At 60.4% G+C, this 23418-nt stretch carries 24 protein-coding genes; 17 read left to right on the forward strand and 7 right to left on the reverse strand.

Going from position 1 to position 23418, the window contains the following annotated elements:
* The first annotated feature begins 140 nt into the window (after positions 1 to 140).
* The 6 genes from AC1ROI_RS00585 (at position 141) to AC1ROI_RS00610 (ending at position 5805) form a co-directional block, all read left to right on the forward strand.
* Positions 141 to 932, forward strand: a complete 792-nt coding sequence (locus AC1ROI_RS00585; RefSeq protein WP_010460176.1) for a CbbQ/NirQ/NorQ/GpvN family protein — start codon at positions 141 to 143, stop codon at positions 930 to 932.
* Positions 916 to 1503, forward strand: a complete 588-nt coding sequence (locus AC1ROI_RS00590) for a cytochrome c oxidase subunit 3 (protein ID WP_077748427.1) — start codon at positions 916 to 918, stop codon at positions 1501 to 1503. The genes AC1ROI_RS00585 and AC1ROI_RS00590 overlap by 17 nt, the downstream gene beginning before the upstream one ends.
* Positions 1504 to 1513: 10 nt before the next feature.
* The gene (locus AC1ROI_RS00595; RefSeq protein WP_077748428.1) at positions 1514 to 1771 is read left to right on the forward strand and encodes a cytochrome C oxidase subunit IV family protein; all 258 of its coding nucleotides are present in this window, start codon (positions 1514 to 1516) and stop codon (positions 1769 to 1771) included.
* Positions 1772 to 2013: 242 nt separating this feature from the next.
* Positions 2014 to 2454 carry a c-type cytochrome gene (locus tag AC1ROI_RS00600; RefSeq protein WP_010460184.1) on the forward strand — a complete coding sequence of 147 codons (441 nt, stop codon included), beginning with the start codon at positions 2014 to 2016 and terminating at the stop codon, positions 2452 to 2454.
* 3 nt (positions 2455 to 2457) lie between these two features.
* Complete coding sequence (locus tag AC1ROI_RS00605; protein WP_077748429.1) at positions 2458 to 3885, forward strand: cbb3-type cytochrome c oxidase subunit I; 1428 nt, start codon at positions 2458 to 2460, stop codon at positions 3883 to 3885.
* A 78-nt stretch (positions 3886 to 3963) separates the two neighbouring features.
* Positions 3964 to 5805 (forward strand): nitric oxide reductase activation protein NorD, encoded by a 1842-nt coding sequence (locus tag AC1ROI_RS00610; protein WP_102593699.1) that lies wholly within the window; start codon positions 3964 to 3966, stop codon positions 5803 to 5805.
* A 15-nt stretch (positions 5806 to 5820) separates the two neighbouring features.
* On the opposite strand, the gene AC1ROI_RS00615 is transcribed toward AC1ROI_RS00610, so the two are convergent.
* Together AC1ROI_RS00615 and AC1ROI_RS00620 are read right to left on the reverse strand one after the other, a co-directional pair.
* On the reverse strand, positions 5821 to 6021 hold the full coding sequence (locus AC1ROI_RS00615; protein ID WP_010460191.1) for a hypothetical protein: 201 nt from the start codon (positions 6019 to 6021) through the stop codon (positions 5821 to 5823).
* A complete protein-coding gene (locus AC1ROI_RS00620; RefSeq protein WP_010460193.1) occupies positions 6018 to 6701 on the reverse strand; it encodes a Crp/Fnr family transcriptional regulator in 684 nt (227 codons plus the stop codon). The genes AC1ROI_RS00615 and AC1ROI_RS00620 overlap by 4 nt, the downstream gene beginning before the upstream one ends.
* A 484-nt stretch (positions 6702 to 7185) precedes the next feature.
* On the opposite strand from AC1ROI_RS00620, the gene AC1ROI_RS00625 reads away from it, so the two are divergent.
* Complete coding sequence (locus tag AC1ROI_RS00625) at positions 7186 to 8376, forward strand: NnrS family protein (RefSeq protein ID WP_102593698.1); 1191 nt, start codon at positions 7186 to 7188, stop codon at positions 8374 to 8376.
* Between the two features lie 28 nt (positions 8377 to 8404).
* Positions 8405 to 8842, forward strand: coding sequence for a hypothetical protein (locus AC1ROI_RS00630; protein WP_102593697.1), 438 nt, complete (start codon positions 8405 to 8407; stop codon positions 8840 to 8842).
* Positions 8843 to 8978: 136 nt separating this feature from the next.
* On the opposite strand, the gene ytfE is transcribed toward AC1ROI_RS00630, so the two are convergent.
* A complete protein-coding gene (gene ytfE, locus AC1ROI_RS00635) occupies positions 8979 to 9653 on the reverse strand; it encodes an iron-sulfur cluster repair protein YtfE (RefSeq protein ID WP_017338886.1) in 675 nt (224 codons plus the stop codon).
* Positions 9654 to 9808: 155 nt separating this feature from the next.
* Here ytfE and norR point away from each other — a divergent pair, with 155 nt between their 5' ends.
* The 7 genes from norR (at position 9809) to ubiT (ending at position 16587) form a co-directional block, all read left to right on the forward strand.
* Positions 9809 to 11338 carry a nitric oxide reductase transcriptional regulator NorR gene (gene norR, locus AC1ROI_RS00640; protein WP_010460201.1) on the forward strand — a complete coding sequence of 510 codons (1530 nt, stop codon included), beginning with the start codon at positions 9809 to 9811 and terminating at the stop codon, positions 11336 to 11338.
* 88 nt (positions 11339 to 11426) lie between these two features.
* The gene (gene pdxH / locus AC1ROI_RS00645; RefSeq protein ID WP_010460203.1) at positions 11427 to 12074 is read left to right on the forward strand and encodes a pyridoxamine 5'-phosphate oxidase; all 648 of its coding nucleotides are present in this window, start codon (positions 11427 to 11429) and stop codon (positions 12072 to 12074) included.
* A 243-nt stretch (positions 12075 to 12317) separates the two neighbouring features.
* Positions 12318 to 12872 (forward strand): molybdenum cofactor biosynthesis protein B, encoded by a 555-nt coding sequence (gene moaB, locus AC1ROI_RS00650; RefSeq protein ID WP_010460206.1) that lies wholly within the window; start codon positions 12318 to 12320, stop codon positions 12870 to 12872.
* A complete protein-coding gene (locus AC1ROI_RS00655) occupies positions 12869 to 14104 on the forward strand; it encodes a molybdopterin molybdotransferase MoeA (RefSeq protein ID WP_102593696.1) in 1236 nt (411 codons plus the stop codon). The genes moaB and AC1ROI_RS00655 overlap by 4 nt, the downstream gene beginning before the upstream one ends.
* A 122-nt stretch (positions 14105 to 14226) precedes the next feature.
* Positions 14227 to 15222, forward strand: coding sequence for a ubiquinone anaerobic biosynthesis protein UbiU (gene ubiU / locus AC1ROI_RS00660; protein ID WP_010460211.1), 996 nt, complete (start codon positions 14227 to 14229; stop codon positions 15220 to 15222).
* A 10-nt stretch (positions 15223 to 15232) separates the two neighbouring features.
* Positions 15233 to 16123, forward strand: coding sequence for a U32 family peptidase (locus AC1ROI_RS00665; protein WP_010460213.1), 891 nt, complete (start codon positions 15233 to 15235; stop codon positions 16121 to 16123).
* Positions 16117 to 16587, forward strand: a complete 471-nt coding sequence (gene ubiT, locus AC1ROI_RS00670; protein WP_010460215.1) for a ubiquinone anaerobic biosynthesis accessory factor UbiT — start codon at positions 16117 to 16119, stop codon at positions 16585 to 16587. The genes AC1ROI_RS00665 and ubiT overlap by 7 nt, the downstream gene beginning before the upstream one ends.
* 131 nt (positions 16588 to 16718) lie before the next feature.
* On the opposite strand, the gene AC1ROI_RS00675 is transcribed toward ubiT, so the two are convergent.
* The 4 genes from AC1ROI_RS00675 to AC1ROI_RS00690 all read right to left on the reverse strand — a co-directional run bounded on the left by AC1ROI_RS00675 (position 16719) and on the right by AC1ROI_RS00690 (position 20387).
* Positions 16719 to 17105 carry a putative zinc-binding protein gene (locus AC1ROI_RS00675; RefSeq protein ID WP_102593695.1) on the reverse strand — a complete coding sequence of 129 codons (387 nt, stop codon included), beginning with the start codon at positions 17103 to 17105 and terminating at the stop codon, positions 16719 to 16721.
* Between the two features lie 74 nt (positions 17106 to 17179).
* Positions 17180 to 17854, reverse strand: coding sequence for a Crp/Fnr family transcriptional regulator (locus AC1ROI_RS00680; protein ID WP_010460219.1), 675 nt, complete (start codon positions 17852 to 17854; stop codon positions 17180 to 17182).
* An 86-nt stretch (positions 17855 to 17940) separates the two neighbouring features.
* Positions 17941 to 18588: a two-component system response regulator NarL gene (narL, locus tag AC1ROI_RS00685; RefSeq protein ID WP_010460222.1), complete on the reverse strand. Its 648-nt coding sequence runs from the start codon at positions 18586 to 18588 to the stop codon at positions 17941 to 17943.
* Complete coding sequence (locus AC1ROI_RS00690) at positions 18585 to 20387, reverse strand: HAMP domain-containing protein (RefSeq protein WP_010460223.1); 1803 nt, start codon at positions 20385 to 20387, stop codon at positions 18585 to 18587. The genes narL and AC1ROI_RS00690 overlap by 4 nt, the downstream gene beginning before the upstream one ends.
* A 304-nt stretch (positions 20388 to 20691) precedes the next feature.
* Here AC1ROI_RS00690 and AC1ROI_RS00695 point away from each other — a divergent pair, with 304 nt between their 5' ends.
* The gene (locus AC1ROI_RS00695; protein ID WP_077748434.1) at positions 20692 to 21996 is read left to right on the forward strand and encodes an MFS transporter; all 1305 of its coding nucleotides are present in this window, start codon (positions 20692 to 20694) and stop codon (positions 21994 to 21996) included.
* The gene (locus AC1ROI_RS00700) at positions 21974 to 23371 is read left to right on the forward strand and encodes a NarK family nitrate/nitrite MFS transporter (protein ID WP_102593694.1); all 1398 of its coding nucleotides are present in this window, start codon (positions 21974 to 21976) and stop codon (positions 23369 to 23371) included. The genes AC1ROI_RS00695 and AC1ROI_RS00700 overlap by 23 nt, the downstream gene beginning before the upstream one ends.
* Positions 23372 to 23418: the final 47 nt, after the last annotated feature.

Consider the following 23418-nt stretch of genomic DNA (forward strand, 5'->3'; position numbering starts at 1 on the left):
TTCTTAGTGCCGTGCAAGGCTATGCCCGAGCAGGCCAATGTTCGCTTGACGACGATCAAGTTTGCCGGCCATCTCACTTGCCAGGTTGTCGCAGGGGCCCGTAGCGTGTTCCTTGAATCCGCTTTTGGAACAGGCAGCCCATGGACCGTAACCCGTCTTGCGAACCCTTCTATCAACCGCTCAACAATGAGGAGGCGCTGTTCGAGCAAGCCTGGCGACACGGCATGCCGGTGCTGATCAAAGGCCCGACGGGATGCGGCAAGACCCGCTTTGTCCAGCACATGGCCCATCGGCTGAAACTGCCGCTGTACACCGTGGCTTGCCATGACGATCTGAGCGCGGCCGACCTGATCGGACGCCACCTGATCGGTGCCCAGGGCACCTGGTGGCAGGACGGACCGCTGACCCGCGCGGTGCGTGAAGGCGGCATCTGTTACCTCGACGAAGTGGTCGAGGCGCGTCAGGACACAGTGGTCGTATTGCATCCGCTGGCCGATGATCGTCGTGAACTGTTCCTGGAACGCACCGGCGAAGTGCTGAAGGCGCCGCCGTCCTTCATGCTGGTGGTCTCCTACAACCCCGGTTACCAGAACCTGCTCAAAGGCATGAAACCCAGCACCCGCCAACGTTTCGTGGCGATGCGTTTCGGCTATCCGCCGGTGGCCGACGAAGAACGTATCGTGGCCCGGGAAGCCCAGGTGGACACCGCGCTGGCGGCGCAAGTGGTGCGGTTGGGCCAGGCGCTGCGCCGGCTCGATCAACATGATCTGGAAGAGGTCGCCTCAACGCGGCTGCTGATCTTTACCGCGCGCATGATCCGCTCCGGCATGAGCCCGCGTGAGGCCTGCATGGCCTGCCTGGCCGAGCCGCTGAGCGACGATCCGTTGACCGTTGCCGCGCTGATGGACGTGGTTGATGTCCACTTCGGCTGAGTCCGCGGGCGTCTTGCGCCGTCACTTGCCGGGCGATCTGGCGATGTGGTTTTTCATTCTGGCCGAGCTGTCGGTGTTCGCCATCCTGATCCTGGCGTTCGCCGTGACCCAAGCGCTCAAACCGCAGATGTTCAGTGAAAGCCGCCTGTTGCTGAACACCTCAACCGGGTTGGCGATGACCCTGAGCCTGCTCACTGCGGGGCTGTTCGCCGCGTTGGCGCAAGAGCAAGTCAGGCACTCGCGGCCGCGTCACGGTGCGGTCTTCCTGCTGATGGCGTTACTCGCCGCCAGTGTCTACGTGGTGCTGAAACTCACGGAATATCGGCACTTGCTCGCCTCGGGGCTGGGCATGGAGCACAACACCTTTTTCACCCTCTACTGGATCCTCACCGGTTTTCATTTTCTCCACGTACTGCTCGGCATGGTCATTCTCGGGTGGCTCGCGGAGCGCTGTCGCCGTGGCTTGTACGACGCCAGCAAGCGCAGCGGGTTTGAATCCGGCGTGCTCTATTGGCACATGGTCGATCTGATCTGGGTCATGCTGTTTCCGCTGGTCTACGTGCTGAGTTGACGAGGTTCTCATGTCTGTTTCCAGGGTATTGCTCGTCTGTTGGGCGGCGCTTGCCACGTTAAGTGTGTGCACGGTGGTGTTGGCCCACGTTGGCGCGACATCGCTGCTGTCGATGGCCATCTTGCTGGTGGCGGTGGGCAAGGCGTGGCTGATTACCGACGGCTTCATGGAGATGCGCCACGCACCGCGACTGTGGCGCCGGTTGATGTTGAGCTGGGCGCTGGTGTTGGCGACGGTTGTAGGCCTGACGCTGGAGGTGGTCCGCTGAAGGAATACAGCCCGTAAAACAGCACAACTTTTAACGTGGGAGCGAGCCTGCTCGCGAAGGAGCCGTCACATTCAACATCCAAGTTGACTGACACTCTGCCTTTGCGAGCAGGCTCGCTCCCACATTCGATCTGCGTTGTCAGTAATACCCGACCAAAACCATCTGACTTTCTTGATCGCCATCAAGCAGGTTCCAACCCTTCGCTTCCTATCATGGACGGGCCAAGCAAAGAGGAAGCGACCATGTCAGAGACCTTCACCAAAGGCATGGCCAGGAATATCTATTTCGGGGGAAGCATCTTCTTCTTCCTGATATTCCTGGCCTTGACCTATCACACGGAACAGACCTTTCCGGCCCGCAGCAATGAGGCGCAGCTCACCGAATCCGTGGTGCGCGGAAAGTTGGTCTGGGAGCAAAACAATTGCATCGGCTGCCACACGCTGCTGGGCGAGGGCGCCTACTTTGCGCCTGAGCTGGGCAACGTGTTCCAGCGGCGCGGTGGGGAAGCGGGCTTCAAACCCTTTCTGCATGCCTGGATGAAAATGCAGCCACTGGGTGTACCCGGCCGGCGCGCGATGCCGCAGTTCAAGTTGAGTGACCAGGAGGTGGATGACATCGCCGAGTTCCTCAAATGGAGCTCGAACATCAACACCAATGGCTGGCCGCCAAACAAGGAGGGCTAAGCGATGAGCATTGCTAATCCGCATCTGAAATTTGCCTCGCAAGCCGTGGCCAAACCGTACTTCGTGTTCGCCCTGATGCTGTTTCTCGGGCAGGTGCTGTTCGGGTTGATCATGGGCCTGCAATACGTGATAGGGGACTTTCTGTTCCCGATCATTCCCTTCAACGTGGCGCGGATGGTGCACACCAACCTGCTGATCGTCTGGCTGCTGTTCGGGTTCATGGGCGCTGCCTATTACCTGATTCCGGAAGAGGCCGACCGCGAACTGCACAGTCCGAAGCTGGCGATCATCCTGTTCTGGGTCTTCGCCGCCGCGGGTGTGCTGACGATCCTGGGCTATCTGCTGGTGCCGTATGCCGGCCTGGCCAGGCTGACCCACAACGAATTGCTGCCGACCATGGGCCGGGAGTTCCTGGAGCAACCGACCATCACCAAGATGGGCATTGTGGTGGTGTGCCTGGGCTTCCTCTACAACATCGGCATGACCCTGCTCAAAGGTCGCAAGACCACCGTCAGCATGGTGATGATGACCGGGTTGATCGGGCTCGCGGTGTTCTTCCTGTTCTCCTTCTATAACCCCGGCAACCTGGCCCGCGACAAGTTCTACTGGTGGTGGGTGGTGCATCTTTGGGTGGAAGGCGTGTGGGAACTGATCATGGGTTCGATGCTCGCGTTTGTCCTGATCAAGATCACCGGGGTAGACCGGGAAGTCGTGGAGAAATGGCTGTATGTGATCATCGCCATGGCGCTGATTACCGGGATCATCGGCACCGGTCACCACTTCTTCTGGATTGGTGCGCCTGAGGTCTGGTTGTGGGTCGGTTCAATCTTCTCGGCACTCGAACCGCTGCCGTTCCTGGCCATGGTGATTTTCGCCTTCAGCATGGTGAAGAACCGCCGCCGACAACACCCGAACCGCGCCGCCACCCTGTGGGCCAAGGGAACCGTCGTCACAGCGTTCTTCGGTGCTGGCGTCTGGGGCTTTTTACATACCCTGGCACCGGTCAACTTCTACACCCACGGTTCGCAACTGACGGCGGCGCACGGCCACCTGGCTTTCTACGGTGCTTACGCGATGATCGTGATGACCTTGATCAGCTACGCCATGCCACGACTGCGCGGGTTGGGTGAAGCAGGCGATGAGCGCTCGCAGACCTTCGAAATCTGGGGCTTTTGGTTGATGACCCTGTCGATGGTGATGATCACGCTGTTCCTCACCGCAGCCGGTGTCGTTCAGGTCTACCTGCAACGCTGGCAGGTCGATGGTGTTGCGTTGCCCTTCATGGCCACGGTCGAACAACTGCAGGTGCTGTTCTGGGCCCGTTTTGGTGCCGGTCTTGGTTTCCTTGCGGGACTGCTCTGTTACCTGTTCAGCTTCAAGCAACGTGGCCGCGCAGCCTTGCGCGCCCCGGCGGCCGTGGTGCCTTCATGAGCCGGTGTCAAGGTTAGAAAAGGTCGGCCCGGCTGATACAGCGGGCCGTTTTTTTGCTTTACAAAAAGGGCAATGATCATGGCCTTTACCGTCGAACTGGAAGAGTGGGTCGGCAGCGTCTGGCATCGCTTCATCACCCGGCGCGCCAGCCCGGACTTCCCCGAAGCACGCGTTGAACTGGCCAGCCAGCAACGTCCGCTGGCGCTGCTGTTTCGCGCCATGGGCGGTGCCAGTGGTATCGGTGTCGAAGCCGCCAGCGACCGCGATCTGCTGTTGCGGCGCAACGTGTTGCAGCAGATCGCCGGCACCTGCAAGCAAGTGCCCCTGGCGTGGTGCGATGCGAGCAACCTTCGTCTACCGTCGAGCCTCGCGGTGTTTCCCGAAGTCGCACTGAACGAAGAACTCTATCGTTGGCTCGCCTTGCTGGCGGCACAGGCCGGCCAGATGCGGCACTGGGGACGGGACAATCAACGCTGGACGCAACTGCTGTTAGGGCGTTATCCCGCGTTGCGTGCCCGGTACAAACGTCTGGTCGATGCTCACCTGCAATTGCGCCCGGATCCGGCCACATTGAGTAGCGGCGAAGCGGCCCTGGAACGGGCGTTATGCCAGGCGCTGCGCGAGCCCGGCAGTGTCGAACATTTTCCCCGCAGCGAACGGGCCGCGTGGCCGCTGCCGCTGTGGTTGTACCCGCCGCAAAACCTTGCGAGCCCTCAGGCTGCCGACCTGGGGGAGGAGTCCGAAGAATCGTTGACGACCCCGCCCGGTGAGCAAAAGGGCGCAAGAAAACGCGCCAAGCGGATAGATGAAAGCACCCGCGACGGCGGGTTGTTAATCGTGCGTCTGGAGAACCTGTTCAGCTGGACCGAACACGTGGACCTGGATCGCTGGTCGGACGACAGCGAGGACCCGGACGCGGCCAAAGTCGCCGAGGACCTCGACGAGTTGAGCCTGTCGCGCACCCGTCTGCGCAAGGGCGGCGGCCTCAAGCTGCACCTGGATTTACCGCCGGCCGATGTCGACGATATTCCCCTGGGCGAGGGCATCAAGTTGCCGGAGTGGGACTATCGCAAACAGCAGATGCAAGACGCCTTCGTCAATCTGCAAATGATGGTGCCCCGGGACTGCGAGGCGCAGCCACTGCCGCCACGGCTGAAAGCTTCGGCGCACCGTCTGCGGCGCCAGTTCGAGCACCTGCGCAATGACCGCCAATGGTTACGCCAGCAACCCCAAGGGTCTGAACTGGATATGCAGGCCTGGCTGGATTTTCACGTTGAACGCGAGCATGGCCAGTGTGCGGAACGCGGTTTGTTCATGGAACAACGGCAGACACGCCGTGACCTGGCGTGCCTGTTGCTGGCCGATGTGTCGATGTCCACCGACGCGCACCTGAACGATGAGCATCGGGTGATTGATGTCATCCGCGACAGCTTGCTGCTGTTCGGTGAGACCCTGTCGGTGCTCGGTGATGATTTCGCCTTGTACGGGTTTTCCTCGTTGCGCCGTCATCAAGTGCGGATGCAGGAACTCAAGTCTTTCACCCAGCGTTATGACGACAACACCCGCGGGCGTATTCAAGGGCTCAAACCGGGTTATTACACGCGCATGGGCGCCGCCATCCGCCAGGCCACCCAACTGCTGGGCAAGAGCAAGCGCCGCAGCAAACTGTTGCTATTGCTCACGGATGGCAAACCGAACGATCTGGACTTGTACGAGGGACGTTACGGCGTTGAAGACACCCGCGAAGCGGTGCTGGAGGCGCGGCGCAAGGGGTTGACGCCGTTCTGCATCACGATTGATCGCGAGGCCGGGAATTACCTGCCTTACATGTTCGGCGCCAATGGCTACACCTTGATCCGTCAGCCCGAGCAATTACCCCTGCGATTGCCGCAGCTGTACCGCCAGTTGACCCAACCCTGAGGGGGGCACGCAGCATCAACTGATGCCGCGTGGCAGCCAGAAAAACATCGTCACGCAGAAGATCGTCAGGCCAATGCAGAACCACGTGAATCGGCGCAGCCGACGTTGCGCCGCGTGTGCGGCCAATACTGGCAAGGGCATGCCGCACTGGCGGCACTCGGTTTCTTGTGCGGGGTTGGCACGTTGGCAATACAAGCAGACGGGCATGGCACTCACTCAAACTGCTCCAGGCGCAGACGATCGAGAATGGCGATCTGGCGGCCGTCCTGGGTGATGATGTTTTCATCGATCAGGCGACGGATAATCCGCGAAAAGGTTTCCGGCTGGATCGACAGGTGCCCGGCAATCAGTTGCTTGGCCATTGGCAATTCGAATTGGCTGCCAACGGTTTGCTGGCGCACCAGTTGCGTCAGCAGATAACGCACGACCCGGTGGGTGGCGTTTTTCAGTGACAGGGTTTCGATTTCGTTGACCCGTTGATGCAAGCGAACGCACAGCTTGCCGAGCAGCGCAAAGGTCAGTCGGCTGTTACTTTGCAGCAGGCGCATATAGGTGCTGTTGGATAACCGATAGAGCTGAGTGGGGCAGATCGCTTCGGCCGAGGCCACATAGTTCGGGGTGTCCATCAGCATCATCGCTTCGGCGAAGGTTTGCCGGTCACCAATGACCTCAAACACTTTCTCCTGCCCGTCCGGCGTCAGGCGATAGATTTTCACCGCGCCGGCAATCACGAAATAGAACGAGTCTGCCGGCTCGCCCTGACGGAACAACGGTTCGCCTTTGTCGATGCTCAGCAAATGGCTGGTACTCATCAACTCATCCAGCTGTTCTTCGTTCAACGGCTCGAACAAGTGATGACTGCGCAGAATCTGGTGATGGACGCGATGAAGCACCATAAGAATTCATCCTGAAGTTTGAAGAGGGGATGGCGATCAAGTCAAACGAGGCCCAGCGAGACACCGCTGGCCAACGCCAGCACCGAGGTCAGCACCACAAACCAGGCCAATGGCTGGATGACTTTTTTCATGACGACTCCTGGAGATCGAGAAGGATCAGGTTTTCCTTAATTTCTGAACCATTGAGCAAGACGCGGGCCATGCCTGGAGCCCTTTGTTTACTGGGGTTGTCAGATAGGAGGGTAAAAACGACCACGGGGTTTAGGGTTCAAATAACCCTTTAATGGTTATTTCTACCCTTGGGCTGGTCCCGCAGGGGGCAGGTCCTCTCACCACAGCGGGCGAATGAACATCAGGGCACGGCCCTTGCACACTTGATCTGCGACAAAGGCAATTAATCGTCAATACCCGATGATTGCCCCCGGACTTGCCTCGACGCGTGTGGGTTGGCGTCAGGTCAGCAGCAAGGTAAAGGAGTAGCTTTATGCAAGTGCTTGACCGCCGTAAAGCGATGGCTATCGCGCCGCTGTTGCGTTTGGCCTTTCGGCCGTTTTTCCTCGCCGGCTGCCTGCTGGCGGTGTTGGTCATTCCGCTCTGGCTGTTCGCCTTCAGTGGTGAGCTTTCCGGCTGGCAGCCGGCGGGTGGCTGGCTGAGCTGGCATCGACACGAATTGCTGTTCGGATTCGGCTTGGCGATCATCGCCGGCTTTTTGCTGACGGCGGTGCAGACCTGGACCGGTCGCCCCGGTATCAGCGGGCAACCACTGGCCATGCTGGCGCTGCTGTGGTTGTTGGCGCGCGTGGCCTGGCTGGTCAATGCACCGTTGCCGGTGCTCGCGGTGCTGGAACTGGCGTTCCCGCTGGCGGTGGCTGCGCTCATGGGATTCACCTTGTGGAAGGTGCGGCAGAAGCGTAACTACCCCATTGCGGTGGTGTTGCTGCTGTTAGCGGCGGCCGATGGGTTGTCCCTGTATGGTCTGGTCGAAGGTCATGAAGGCTGGCAGCGTCAAGGCGTGTTGACGGGTCTGTGGCTGGTGGCGGCAATGATGGGTTTGATCGGTGGGCGCGTCATTCCGTTCTTCATCCAGCGCGGCCTCGGCAAGGTCGAGGGCGTTACCCCTTGGCCGTGGCTGGATTGGCTGCTGCTGATTGGCTCACCGCTGGTGGCGTTGCTCTATGCCGCGGGACCTGCGCTTGCCCCCGATTTCTGGGTGGGCCTGTTGTTCTCGGTGTTGGCCGCTGGGCATCTGGTGCGCCTGGTGCGCTGGCATGATCGCGCCCTCTGGCATGTGCCGTTGTTGTGGTCGTTGTACCTGGCTTATGCCTGGCTGGCGGTGGCCTGTCTCGGGATGGCGCTGTGGCATTTCGGTGTGCCGATCAATCCGAGTCTGGCGGTGCATTGCCTGACCATTGGCGCCATGGGCGGCCTGGTGCTGGCGATGATTGCACGGGTCAGCCTGGGGCATACCGGCCGCGCGCTGGAGCCGCCGTCGGGCATGACCCTGGCGTTCATTCTGCTCAACCTGGCCTGTCTGAGCCGGGTCGTGTTGATCCTGTTTTTCCCCTTGCCGGCGTTGTGGCTGGCCGGTCTGTGTTGGGTGCTGGCGTTTGCGCTATACGCCTGGCGCTATGGGCCGATGCTGTTGCAGTCCCGGGTGGACGGCCATCCGGGCTAAGCACGCTAACTGATGGAGGCTGCCGGTGATGTATCCCTTTTTACTGGTCACCCACTTGCTGGCGGCGATTGCCTTCATCGGCACGCTGTTTTTCGAGGTGGTGATCTGGCACATCGCCCGCCAGCAGGTGGCGGTTAGCGCGCAAACGAGCGCCGATCAAGCGATTGCAGTGCGTTCGCGCAAGGTGCTGCATGGCGTGGTGCTGCTGTTGTATGGCGCCGGTATCAGCCTGGCGTGGCAACACCGGGGTGTATTGAGTCAGCCGCTGGCGAGCAGTTTTGGTACGTTGCTGAGCCTGAAGATCATCCTGGCCCTGAGCATCATCGGCCATTACTTTCTGCTGGCGTACTGGCTGAAAAGCGCATGCCTGACCACGACCCGCGCCACTTGGATTCGCCGCAGCATCCTCGGGCACATGGTGTTGATCGTGATCCTGGCCAAGGCCATGTTCTATTGGCACGGTTGATCGCGCTGGAAAACCCGTAACCCTGTAACGGCGCCATTCGCGAGCAGGCTCGCTCCCACATTGGGATACCGTTCCCCTGTGAGAGCGAGCTGGCTCGCGAAAGCTGTGCCACTGATTTTGTATGACCCGCAATCGATCAATGGCGAGGTTTAAGTGCGTTGACGAACAACACGTTGTTTTCCAGATGGATGTGTTGCATCAAGTCATCACGGAACTCCAGCAGCCCGCGATACAGGGCACGCCAGGTATTACAGGCATCGGCCGGCGGGGTGATGTTGTTGGTCAGCGCAAGCAGCCTTTCCAATGCTTCGCCATGTTGATCATGTTCAAAGCGCAGCACCTGGATCGGCGGTGCGGCCTGAGGGCCGATGCCTTGTTGCAGCATCGGGAAGAGCACTTGTTCTTCCTTGAGCATGTGGCCTTCAAGTTCTTGTTGCATGTCGGTCAAGAGATCGGCCAGGCCGTTGGGGCAACTGCTGCGGGCACCATGGACCTGCTCGACGCGGCGGGCCAGACGAATCAGTTCCGGCAGTTGTTCGCGATGGCGGGCGTGGTAGCGCGCCAGAAGATGGGCGATCAACAGCTCCGAGGGTTCGTTGCGCCAGTCGTGCTGGGTTTCGCCGGTGTCTTGCAGCCGGTGCAGCGCATCGGCAATCAGGGCCGGATCGAGGCCTTTGCCAGCGGCCGCTTCAAGCAGGCTTTTATGCCCGCCACAACAGAAGTCCAGTTTAAAGGTGTGGAAGATCCGCGTGGCGCCGGGAATGTCGCACGCCAGTTGGCCGAGGCTTTGTTCCAATAGAGTCAGGCTCATCAGGGGTTCCTTGTTTGGATTTCAACGGTTCCCCAGGCTCATTGCATCCGACATGCCATATTTAACGTATTGAAAAATATGGCTTAATTTTTAGTTGTGGTGATAGACACCCGGACACTTTAGGGTGAATCCAACCATAGAGGGTAATAACTACCATGCTGCGTGAAAGCCTGGCGGCCGACCTGATCGTCGAGTTGCCGAATGCTGTGCGGTTGCAACGTTTGGTCCAGACCCTGCGCGAGTACTTCAACAGTGGCGCCGTGGGATTGCTGCGTCTGGATGACGACAGCCTCAGGCCGGTCGCGACGGTGGGGCTGGTGCATGAAGCGTTGGGCCGCCGGTTTGTCATCGCTCAGCATCCGCGGCTGGCGGCGATCATGGCGTCGCGCGAACCCACCTGGTTCGAGCCCGACAGTCGGCTGCCGGATCCCTATGATGGCTTGCTCGACAATCACGCCGGCGAACCGATGCCAGTGCATGACTGCATGGGCGTGAGTCTGTATGTGGAAGGTCGGATCTGGGGGGCGATCACCCTCGATGCGCTGCATGCCGGGACCTTCGACAGCCGTGCGCGGGAAGAACTCAAGCGCTGCACCTTGCAGATCGAAGCCGCCGTGCGAGTCACCCGACTGGAACAGGAAAACCGCAGCCTGCGCTTGTCCCGCAGCGATATTCAAGACGTACGCAGACCGGCGGACGAAGGCGAAATCCTCGGGCAAAGTGAAGTGCTGCACCAGTTGCTCAATGAACTGGATGTACTGGCCGATTCCGAGCTGCCGGTGTTGCTGCTGGGCGAGACCGGCGTCGGCAAAGAGCTGTTCGCCCGGCGCTTGCATCGTCTGTCGCGTCGCAGTCATAAGCCGCTGGTGCAGGTCAACTGCGCCGCTTTGCCGGAGTCTCTGGCGGAAAGTGAATTGTTCGGCCATGTCAAAGGCGCGTTTTCCGGCGCCACCAGTGACCGTGCCGGGCGTTTCGATGCGGCCAACGGCGGCACGCTGTTTCTCGATGAAGTCGGTGAATTGCCATTGGCGGTGCAGGCGAAACTGCTGCGCACCCTGCAGAACGGCGAGATCCAGCGTCTCGGCGCCGACAAGCCGTTGCACGTCGATGTGCGCATCATCGCCGCGACTAACCGGCACCTGCCGGACAGCATCCGCGATGGTTTGTTTCGGGCGGATCTGTATCACCGGCTCTCGGTCTATCCGGTGCCGATTCCGCCGTTGCGCGAGCGGGGTAACGATGTGTTGATGCTGGCCGGGCACTTCCTTGAGCTGAATCGGGCGCGGCTTGGCTTGCGCGGTTTGCGTCTGTCGCCGGCCGCCGAGCGCGCGCTGCTGACTTACAACTGGCCGGGCAACGTGCGCGAGCTGGAACATGTGATCAGCCGAGCCGCGTTGAAGACGCTCAGCCGCGGCACGAGTCGTACCCTGATCATGACGCTGGAACCCGAGATTCTGGACCTCGACAGTGCCATGGGCGGGCAGGGCGTGGTCGTCGAAAGTCCTCTGGACGAAACGGCTGACGCGCCGTTCCAGCCCCTGGGGGAAGCGGTCGACGATTACCAGCGCAAGAAAATTCTCCAGGCCTTGAGCCTGTCCGGGGATAACTGGGCCAGCGCCGCGCGGATCCTGGAAATCGATCCCAGCAACCTGCACAAACTGGCGCGGCGGTTACGCCTCAAATAAGGCGGGGCATGCTCAGTGTTGATGGTGGTCAAGGTGCTGTTGCGCGAAGTCTCGCACGCTGGGCAGAACCTTTTCGGAGATCACCGTCATGCCCCTTTCTCTGGCACAGATGCGCCGCAACTACACCCTTTTTGGCCTGCAAGACGAGGCGGCGCTGGACGACCCGCTGGCCATGTTCCGACAGTGGATGCAACTGGCCCGCGACACCGAGCGCGCGCCTGTCGAAGCCAACAGCATGGTGTTGGCGACCGTCGACAGTGAAGGTCGCCCGCACTGTCGGGTCCTGCTGCTCAAGGGCTTTAGTGATGAAGGCTTCACGTTTTTTGGTCATTACCAGAGCGACAAGGGGCAGCAGTTGGCTGCTAATCCGTATGCTGCGATGACCTTTTTTTGGCCGGGGCTGGAGCGTCAGGTGCGGATCGAGGGTCAGGTGTCCAGGCTCGCCCCGACGCTGTCGGATGCGTACTTCGATTCCCGCTCACAGGACAGTCGCCTGGGCGCCTGGGCCTCACCGCAAAGCCGACCATTGGCCAATCGGGCCGAGCTTGAATCGCTGTTGACACAAACCACCCAACGGTTTGCCGGCCAGACCGTGCCGCGGCCCGAGCATTGGGGCGGCTACTGCTTGCAGCCGGATCGCCTGGAATTCTGGCAAGGCCGTGCCGACCGCTTGCATGACCGCCTCGATTACCGGTTGCGCGATGGCGTATGGCAACGCAACCGCCTGGCGCCTTGAATCCGCAGAACGCGCAGCGATGGAGAACAATGTGGGAGCGAGCCTGCTCGCGATAGCAGTGGGTCAGTCGACATCAATGTTGCCTGACAAGCCGCTATCGCGAGCAGGCTCGCTCCCACAGGTATCGTGTGGCCTACACGTTCTTCATATGTCCCTGTAGAGGTACCTCCTTGGAGGAATAGGCTCATCGGGCATTCCAGTTCAGGCTTTGCCCCATACCCTCATTTACGGGAAGGCTTGGATATGGCCCATCTGGCGCAACGCACGTTTGAACCCCTGAACATTGCCGTACTGACCATCAGCGATACGCGCACCTTTGACACCGACACCTCGGGGCAGACCCTCACGGATTTGCTGCAAACGGCCGGGCATGTATTGATCGATCGTGGTCTGGTCAAGGACGACATTTATCAGATCCGCGCCAAGGTTTCCCACTGGATCGCCGACCCCAAGGTGCAGGTGGTATTGATGACCGGCGGCACCGGTTTCACCGCGCGCGACAACACACCACAAGCGGTCTTGCCGTTGCTGGACAAACACGTGGAAGGCTTCGGTGAACTGTTCCGTCAGGTGTCCCTTGCGGAAATCGGCATGTCCAGCCTGCAGTCACGGGCATTGGCAGGGATGAGCAATGGCGTGCTGGTGTGCTGCGTTCCGGGTTCGCCGGGCGCGTGTCGAACGGCCTGGAACCAGATCCTGCTCGAACAGCTGGACAGCCGCACCGGCCCATGCAATTTCGCCCCCCATTTGAAACCGCAAGGGCAACGGGTCGTCGACGCCTGCGAGACCCGCTCATGACCGGCCGGGTGTGTGACCTTGGTCACTTGATGCCGGTGGACGAGGCCATCAATCGTTTGCTGGACCAGGCACCGCCGCCGCCCCTGGCGCAAAAGATCGACCTGGATCAAGCCTTGGGTCGGGTGCTGGCGGCGGACATTCATTCCCCCGTCAACCTGCCGGCCTGGGACAACAGCGCCATGGACGGTTATGCCCTCAGGGCCGCTGACCTGCCACCGGAGGGTGGCTGGTTGTTGATTGGCGGTCGAATCGCAGCGGGGGATTCGGCGTGCTCACCGTTGCTCGCGCAGCAAGCAGTGCAGATTTTTACCGGCGCTCCATTACCTGCAGGCGCCGACACCGTGGTGCCGCAAGAGCGCTGTCGGATCGAGGGCGAGCGCGCGTGGTTCCCGCCCGTCAGTACTGGCGATCACGTGCGCAAAGAAGGTGAGGAGGTTCGCCGCGGCGACCTGTTGATCCAGGCCGGCAAACGTCTGCGTGCGCAAGAAGTGGGGTTGCTGGCGGGCGCTGGCATCGGGCGGGTCGAGGTCTATCGACCGTTGCAGGTGTGCTTGCTCAGCAGTGGCAATGAACTGCGTGAGCCGGGTGATTCATTGGCGCCCGGGCAGATTTACAACAGCAATCGTTATTGCCTCGCCGCGTTGTTGAGCGGTTGGGGGGTCGAGGTGCATGACTATGGCGTCATGGCCGATGAGTTGGCCGCCAGCCGGCATGCCTTGAGCCTGGCGTCTTCGGAATGCGACCTGTTGTTGAGTTCCGGTGGCGTCTCGGTGGGTGAGGAAGATCACCTCAAACAAGCGATCGAGGAACTCGGCAGCCTGGATTTCTGGCGGCTGGCCATTCAGCCGGGCAAGCCGCTGGCCTTCGGCGAAGTCGCCGGCAAACCCTGGATCGGCATGCCGGGCAATCCTTCGGCGGCGCTGATTACCGCGTTGGTGGTGGTGCGCCCGTTCCTGCTCAGGGCTCAGGGCGTCAGCGATGTGTTGCCGGCGCCACTGGCCGTGCCCGCCGGGTTCGATTGGTTGCAGCGCAACAAACGTCGGCAGTACCTGCGGGCTCGGCTGACACCCGGTGCTGATGGTCAGTTGAGCGTGGAGCTGCACCCTCAGCAAAGCTCGGCGATGTTGACCGCCGCGTGCTGGGCCGATGGCCTGGCGGTGATCGAGTGCGAGCAGCAAGTGCTCAAGCACGAAAACGTGATGTTCCTGTCCTTCGCCGACCTGATGCATTGATCGCAATTGATTGCCGTCAAGGCCGTGCCTGCCGGTCTCGCTAGACTGGCAGCGCCTTTTTCGATCGCTGTGCCACAGGCATCGAGGGAGGGTCCAGACGCGTTTTTCCATGAGGATTACCCATGCAACTGGTCTGCCCGGCAGGCAACCTGCCTGCGCTGAAAGCGGCGGTGCGCCAAGGCGCCGATGCCGTTTATGTCGGTTTTCGCGATGACACCAATGCCCGGCATTTTGCAGGGCTGAACATGGACGACAAACAATTCGACGCGGCGGTCGCCCACATCCGTCAGCACCAACGCAAACTCTACGTCGCGGTCAACACCTACCCGCAACCCAAGGGCTGGGAACGCTGGCAGCGCGCGGTTGATCGCGCCGCCGATTTTGGTGTGGATGCGCTGATCGCCGCCGACCCCGGCGTACTCAACTACGCCAGCCAGCGGCATCCGCAACTGGCGCTGCACCTGTCGGTGCAGGGCTCGGCGACCCATGCCGCGGCCCTGGAGTTTTATGCGCAACGCTACGGAATTCGTCGCGCGGTACTGCCTCGGGTGTTGTCGTTGGCGCAGGTGCGCCAGGTCGCTGCAAGCAGCCCGGTGCCCATCGAAGTCTTTGGCTTCGGCAGCTTGTGCATCATGGCTGAAGGGCGTTGCCATCTGTCTTCGTACATTACCGGTGAGTCGCCGAACCTCTGTGGCGTCTGTTCGCCGGCCAAAGCGGTGCGCTGGAGCGAAGACGCCGACGGCTTGAGCGCACGGCTCAGTGAAGTGCTGATCGACCGTTACACCCCTGAGGAACCCGCCGGATATCCAACCCTGTGCAAAGGCCGTTTCCTGGTCGGCGGCAAACGCTTTCATGCGCTGGAAGAACCCACCAGCCTCGACACCTTGGACTTGCTGCCGGAATTGACGGCCATCGGCGTCGAGGCGGTCAAAATAGAGGGCCGGCAACGCAGCCCGGCGTATGTCGAACAAGTCACCCGTGTCTGGCGTGCGGCGCTGGATGCCCATCGTGGCTCGCCGGGCAGTTTTCGGGTCAAGGAGGAATGGCGCCGGGTGTTGGCCGGTTTGTCCGAAGGCAGCCAAACCACTTTGGGTGCTTACCATCGATCATGGCAATGAGGGAGGCGACATGAAGCTCAGCCTTGGACCGGTCCTGTTTTATTGGGACAAAGCGCAACTCAGCAACTTTTACGCCGAGATGTCGGCCTTGCCCCTGGATGTGATTTATCTGGGAGAAACCGTGTGCTCGAAACGCCGGTCATTTTCATTGGATCAATGGTTGGGCCTGGGGCGCGAGTTACAAGAATGCAGCCAGGCACAACTGGTTCTCTCCAGCCTGACGCTTATCGAAGCGGCCTCTGAGCTCTCTAGCCTGCGGCGGCTCTGCGACAACGGCCAACTGTTGGTGGAAGCCAACGACATGGGCGCGGTGCAGTTTCTGGCCGAGCGCAAGTTGCCGTTCGTGGGCGGTCCTGCGCTGAATGTGTACAACGGGCATACGCTCACGCAACTGCTGGACGGCGGGATGACCCGTTGGGTGCCGCCCGTGGAGTGTTCGGCGACGCTGATTAGCGATGTGCTCGATCAGGTGCGGGAACTGGGTCGAGAGGTCCCGGAAGTCGAAGTCTTTGCTTACGGGCATTTGCCGTTGGCCTATTCCGCACGCTGCTTCACCGCGCGGGCGGAAAACCGGCCCAAGGACGACTGCCAGTTTTGCTGCATCAACTACCCCGACGGTCTGCCGCTGACCAGTCAGGAAGGGCAAGCACTGTTCACCATTAACGGCATTCAAACGATGTCGGCCGAGGTGACCAATCTCCTGGCAGATTACGCGGGTCTGGTGGCCTGCGGCGCTGATTTGTTGCGACTGAGCCCTCGTTATCAAGGCATGGCGCAGGTCATTGCCGCCTATCAACGGGTTCGTCTGGGCGAGACACCGCCGGTGTTCGTCGACGGTTGTAACGGTTACTGGCATGGCCAGGCCGGCATGTTGCGCATCGAGGAGGTCGGCCTGTGTTGAATCGGAAGAAGTGGCTGCTCAAAGGCGCCGACCGGTTGTTGCCGTTGGTGCGCCGGGTGCCTTTTGCAGTGCAGCGTCTGGCGTTGCAGCAGGCGTTGAATCGTTGCCTTGCCGAGCCGTTGCGCGACGGCGAGTTTGAAGTGTTGCGTGGGCGCTGGTTATGCCTGCGGATTCCGGATTTGGGCTTGTCCTGGTATTTGACGCTGACCCGTCAAGGGTTGCGAATTGCCGAGCATGCCACGGCGCATGTGACCATCAGCGGTAACTGGCGCGAGTTTTTATTGCTGGCCAGCCGTCAGGAGGATCCGGATACGTTGTTCTTTCGCAGGCGTTTGGTGATTGAGGGGGATACGGAGTTGGGGCTGGCGCTGAAGAACCTGATCGACAGCCTCGATCCCGACGTGTTGCCTGTGTGGCTGTGGCGCAATCTGGAGCGGGCAGGGAAGGGGTTGGCGACGGTTTGACCCACACAGATTAACCGAGCGAGCTTGCTCGCGAAGGGGCCAGTCCATCCATATGGAGGCTGACTGACACGCCGCCTTCGCGAGCAGGCGCGCTCCCCCTGTTGGAATTTCGGTGGCCGTCAGACCATCGTTTACTGGCGTTTTTCATGCTGGCGAGCATCACTCGCAATCAACTGCCTGATCTCTTCGAACAACTCATCCCCCTGCGCTGGCGTGCAATCCTCGCCATTGCGTTTACGCAACCCGTAATGGCTAAGAATCAAGTGCACGTTCGCGTGCAGGCCATGTTGCTTCAGGCAGTTTTCGACGCATTGCAGCGGGCAGCCGTCCAGCGCAAAAATCCGCCGTCCCGAACGGGCCTTGTTGACCAGCGCCGCCACATGCCCGCCAACACCGACGATGCAGGACATTTCCGCCAGTCCGCTGCGATCAAGGCGCACCGCCAGGGTATTGGCCAGTTGGGCAACGTTGGAGCAGCCTGAGCAGGCATAAATCAGCGGCAAGGTTGAACGGGGCATGAGCACTCTCCATGGAGGGACTTCTTCAGTCTGCAAGAGCGGTGGCATTGCGCATTGACGGCGGTCAATTACGACTATTGGAAGGCCGCGAGATCCTCTTCGGCGAGGATGCTGATATTGCGGCGTTCCATCGCGATCAGGCCGCTGTCCACCAGGCGGTGCAAGATCCGCGAAAAGGTTTCCGGCTGAATGCCCAGCTTCGAGGCCACCAGGCGTTTGGACACCTGCAACACAATCAAACCGCTGACCGGGTTGCGTTCCTGCAACAGGAAATTGATCACCCGGCGGCTCGCACTGGCCATGGTCAAGGTGTCGATGTCGCGCAGACGCAGGTGCAGGTGCACGCTCATGCTCGCCAGGATCGCCAGGCAGACTTTCGGCTGATCTTCCAGGGCATTGCGGTAGTGATTGCCCTCGATACTCACCAGTACGCTGTCTTTCAGCGCCGTGGCGCTGACCGGGTAGAGACGGGCCTGGCTGAACAGTAAGGCTTCGGCAAAGGTCTGGCCCGGCTGAATGATCTCCACCAGATTCTCCTGGCCTTCGCCGGTCAGCCGATACAACTTGATCTGGCCGCTGACCAGCAGAAAGAAACGCTTGGCCGGATCCCCTTGGTGCATGAGTGTGCTGTGACAACTCAGGCGCTTGAGCATCGCCAGGCCGCAGACCTCCTCGAAGATTTTCTCCGGTAGTTGGCTGAACAGATGGTGACGGCGCAACGTTAAAACGATGGAAGGGTGGGTCAGCATGGCGTACCTCCGCTGACGCTCATAGTAGAGAGCGTCGGCCAGATGACCTATGCCTCTGCCGGCCTACCTCCAAAGAGGCATACCCGTCATCCGGCATTGCGCAGATGTTCCATGGCCCATACGGCAGCCTCGACCCGCGAGCGCAAGCCGAGTTTGTGCAGCAGGTTTTTCACATGAACCTTGACCGTCCCTTCAGTGATGCCGAGCTTGTGCCCGATGACTTTGTTGCTGAAGCCGCTGGCGATGGTTTTCAGCACCTGACGTTCACGCTCGGTCAGTTCCACCACGGTCTGGCGCTGGGGTGAGCGCAGTGCCTGGGCCATGACCTGGGTCAGCCCCGGGCTGATCACCAATTCGCCGTTCAAGGCATTGCGGATGTACTGAATCAGCAGTTCGGGCTCCATGTCCTTGAGCAGGTAGCCGTCGGCATCCAGGCGCAGTGCGTCGCGAATATCGTCTTCGGCATCCGATACCGTGAACAGCAGCACCTTGCCGGTGTAGTGCATCGCCCGTAACTGGCGCAGGGTTTCAATGCCATTCATCACCGGCATGTTGTTATCGAGCAATACCAGATCCGGTTGCAGCGGCTCGATCAGTCCGAGCGCTTCTTCACCGTTGCTGGCTTCACCGACGATCAGGAAATCATCTTCGAGCTCGAGCATCTGGCGGATGCCGTGACGCATCATCGGATGGTCATCGACCAGCAGGATGGTGTGTTGCAGGGACGGGTTCATGTGACGCTACCTTCTGTTTTTTGTCCCAGAAACTCCGGTTGGAATTCCAGTTGGACACGGGTGCCTTGCGGCTCCCTGGAGACTATTTCGAGTTGACCGCGCAAGCTGCGGGCCCGCTCATCCATGATTTTCAGGCCGTGATGCTCGCGTTGGTCGACGTTGCCGCTGAAGCCACGTCCGTCGTCTTCGACGATCAGCCTCACGGTTTCACCGTCCTGACGCAGTTGCAGCCAGGCGTTTTGCGCATGGGCGTGACGCAGGCAATTGGAGAGCGCCTCGCGGGTGATCTGCAGAATGTGGATTTGTTCGCTGGCCGATAATTGAAAGGCCAGCGCGTCGACGTGCAGGTGCACCTGGCACTCCCCGCGACGGGAGAACTCTTCGGCGGTGTCCTTGAGCTCCTGCACCAGCCCCGCATCGTGAATCTGCAAGCGAAAGGTGGTCAGCAATTCGCGTAACTGGCGGTAGGCATTGTTCAGCCCTTCGCGCAGTTCGGCGGTGACGTTTTCCAGGGTCTCGATCGGTTCGCCACGACGCATCAGGGTTTGCAGGCGGCTGACTTGCAGCTTCATGTAGGACAGGGCCTGGGCCAGTGAGTCGTGCAGCTCGCGGGCAATGATCGTGCGTTCGTCGAGCAGCAGCAGGCGATGATCCTGTTCCCGTTGGCGCTTGAGCGAGAGCGAGGTGCCAATCAGGTTGGCCAGGGCCTGGATCAGTTGGGTTTCCCAGGCTTGCGTCGGGTGTCCATCGACAAAATGCGCCTTGAGCTCACCCAGTTCGCTGCCCTGGTTGCTGATGCTGAAGGTTTGCGGGCTGGCTTTATGGTGTTTCTGGCACGTGGCGCAATCGCTGCTGGCGCAAACTTCGCGGATGTTGGCGCCATGCAGGGCGAGCAACTGTTGGGCCGGGGCATGTAATTGACCTTGCAGGCACAGCGACAGGCGCAAGCCGGGCAGGCGTTGCTGAAAGCGCCGGATCAACTCATCCAAACCTTCGGCATTGGCCAGGCGTGTGGCCAGGCTTCGACTGCTTTGGTACAGCAATTCAAGGGCAGCATTGGCTTGTTGCAGGTTCAGGGTTTTTTGCTGCACCTGACTCTCAAGGGTGCGATGCGAGTCTTCGATCGTCTCGGCCATGGCGTTGAAACTCATGGCCAATTGGCCCAATTCGTCCTGGGACTGATGGTTGACCCGCACCTTGAAATCGCCACGACGAAAACGCTGGGTCGCGTCCACCAACTCTTTCAAAGGCGTGACCACGCCATATTGCAGTTCATAAAGCCCAAGCAGCAGGACGATCATCGTGGTGAACAGCGCCAAGCCCTGGATAACTTGTTGCCAGCCTTGCTTCTGTTCGCTTTGGCGCTGCAACAGGTCGACGAAATGGTTCAGTTGCTCAACGAAGGACAAGGCCTGGGCCTGAAAATAGGCGGCATCACCGCGCTCCAGTGCCGGACGCAAATCCTCGTTCCATTGTTGCTGGATTTGCCCGTAGCTGATCTGCAGCGCAGTGGTCGGGCCATCTTCCAGCACGGCTTTGAGTGACTGGCTGTTTAGACGGGTTTGCAGGCTGTCGGTGATGGCGAGGATTTCTTCGCCGGTTGCCCCTGCGGCCAGTTTCCAGCTCAGGTGGTAGGTCTCCATGCGCACAGAGCCAGCGGTGTTGATGGCAGCCGCATCACCCTGGCTGAACCAGGCGATCAGTCCGGCGCTCAACGAACTGGCGAGGGCGAGCACGGCGATCAGGATCACGGCCAGCCCGGCGCGAGCGGGCAGGGAGCTGCGCAACCAGCGCATCATCAGCGCAGGTCCCGGAAGATTTCAGGAAAACAGAGCATGCGGAACCCCAGGTCAGGGCTTTGCCGCCGATCCCGGGCGCGCTACCTCTAAAGAGTTGTCGACTGATCCTTGTCAGCAAAAACCTTGGCGAAAAACCTTAAGACACTGATAAACAAACGGTTTCAGGGTTCTTCTGTACTACCTCCTTAGAGGTAGACCCCGCAAGCATAGGCCTATGCCCCCATGGGCTTCGTTGACGTAGGTCAAGTTTTTGCGGGGTTGGCCTCTCTAGTCTGCCGCCATGGCTAACTGACTGGAGAGCATTGTGACCGAACCCCGTGTACGACAAGGCCTGGTGCTGGGCATGAGCACATTGGCCTTCACTGTCTGCTTTATGGTCTGGATGATGTTTGCCGTGCTCGGGGTGCCGATCAAGGACCTTCTCCAGCTCAACGAAACCCAGTTCGGCCTGCTGGCCGCGACGCCGGTGCTGACCGGTTCGCTGGTGCGTCTGCCACTGGGGCTGCTGACCGACCGCTTTGGTGGGCGCAGCGTGTTCTTCCTGCTGATGCTGGCCTGCGTCGCGCCGCTGTACCTGATCAGTCACGCCACCGCCTATTGGCAGTTCCTGGTGCTGGGCTTGTTCGTCGGCCTGGCCGGCGGCTCGTTCTCGGTGGGGATTGCCTACGTCGCCAAATGGTTCGACAAGGAGAATCAGGGCTTCGCCATGGGCATCTTCGGCGCCGGTAACGCCGGAGCCGCGGTGACCAAGTTTCTGGCCCCCGCATTGATCGCTGCCGGCAGCTGGCAGTTGGTGCCGAAAGTTTTCAGCGCCATTCTATTTATCACCGCGCTGTTGTTCTGGTTCCTCAGCGCCGAGAACAAAAACCACCGCAGCGCTTCGGGCGCCACGTTGCGTGAGCAATTGAGTTCGCTGAAGGACCCGGCCGTGTGGCGCTACTGCCAGTACTACTCGATCGTCTTCGGTGGCTACGTCGCCCTCGCGCTGTGGATGACCAAATACTACGTGCAGGAATACGGTTTCAGCCTGCAAAGCGCGGCGTTGCTGGCGGCCTGTTTTTCCCTGCCCGGTGGCGTGCTGCGTGCGGTCGGTGGCTGGATGTCGGATCGCTGGGGTGCGCAAAGCGTGACCTGGTGGGTGTTGTGGGTCAGCTGGATCTGCCTGTTCCTGCTCTCGTATCCCCAGACCCAACTGCAAGTGCAAACGATCAACGGCCCGGTGGATTTTCACATCGGCCTCAACCCTGCGCTGTTCACCGTACTGCTGTTCGTCATGGGCATCGCCTTCGCGTTCGGCAAGGCCTCGGTCTTCAAATACATCGCCAATGACTACCCGAAAAACATGGGTGCGGTGTCCGGCATCGTCGGCCTCGCCGGTGGCCTGGGCGGCTTCGTGTTGCCAATCCTGTTCGGCGCCTTGGTGGACCTCACCGGCGTGCGCTCTTCCTGCTTCATGTTGATGTACGGCGTGGTCTGGGTCTCCCTCACCTGGATGTACTTCAGCGAAATACGCAAAAGCCCGGTGCTGGGTAAAGCGCCGCTGCTGACACCGTCCCCGATTTCCAGCATTGCCCTAGGAGAAGAACATGTCCGTTCTGCAAAAGCCTGACAAAGGCCCGGTCATTCATGACTGGCGCCCCGAGGACCCCGCGTTCTGGGGAAGTAGCGGTAAACAGACCGCCACGCGCAACTTGTGGATTTCCATTCCTGCGCTGCTGCTGGCCTTTGCGGTGTGGATGGTCTGGAGCACGGTGATCGTGCGTTTGAACGCCATCGGTTTCTCCTTCACCACCGACCAGCTGTTCTGGCTGGCGGCGTTGCCGGGGCTGTCCGGGGCGACCTTGCGGATCTTCTATTCCTTTATGGTGCCGATCTTCGGTGGCCGTCGCTGGACCGCCCTGAGCACCGCGTCGCTGTTGTTGCCATCGATCTGGATGGGCTTCGCCGTGCAGGACCCGAGCACCTCCTACAGCGTGTTCGTGTTGATTGCGTTGCTCTGCGGTTTTGGTGGCGGCAACTTCGCGTCGAGCATGTCCAACATCAGTTTCTTCTATCCCAAGTCGCAGCAGGGCACTGCCCTTGGCCTCAACGCGGGGCTGGGTAACCTGGGCGTCTCGGTGATGCAGTTCTGTGTGCCGCTGGTGATTACCTTCGGTGTGTTCGGTTTCATGGGCGGCTCGCCGCAAGCACTGCCGGACGGCGGCCAGTTGTGGTTGCAGAACGCCGGCTTCATCTGGGTGCCGTTTATTGTCCTGGTGACCGTGCTAGCCTGGTTTGGCATGAATGATCTGTCCAGTGCCCGGGCCTCGTTCAGCGAACAGGCGGTGATCTTCAAACGCAAACACAACTGGCTGATGTGCTGGTTGTACCTGGCGACCTTCGGTTCGTTCATCGGTTTCTCCGCCGCGTTTCCGCTGCTGATCAAAACCTCGTTTCCTGACGTCATTGCCTTGAAATTCGCTTTCCTCGGCCCGTTGGTGGGTGCGCTGGTGCGTCCATTGGGCGGCTGGCTGGCGGACAAGCTCGGCGGTGCGAAGGTGACCTTGTGGAACTTCGTGCTGATGATCGTGATGGTCTTCGGTGTTCTGCACTTTCTTCCAGAAAGTGGCCAGGGCGGTAACTTCTACGGCTTCCTCGGTATGTTCATGCTGCTGTTCATCACCACCGGCGTCGGCAACGGTTCCACCTTCCGCATGATCCCGGTGATCTTCCGTACCCAACATGAAAAAGCCTCGGCCGGCAAACCAGCCGCCGTGCGCGAACAAGCGCTCAAGGATGCCGGCAAAGAATCAGCTGCGGTCCTGGGCTTCAGTTCGGCCATGGGCGCCTTCGGCGCGTTCTTTATTCCCAAATCCTTCGGCACTTCGATGGCCCAGACCGGCGGCCCGGAGATGGCCTTCTACATGTTCGTCGGCTTTTACCTGAGCTGCATCGTGGTGACCTGGTGGTGGTACGCGCGCAAAGGCGCCGCGACACCCTGCTGAGCCGAGCTGCATCCAACCATTGCGTGGGCGGGGCACAGACCCCGCGA

This window comes from Pseudomonas sp. GW823-FHT02C02, assembly GCF_058797635.1.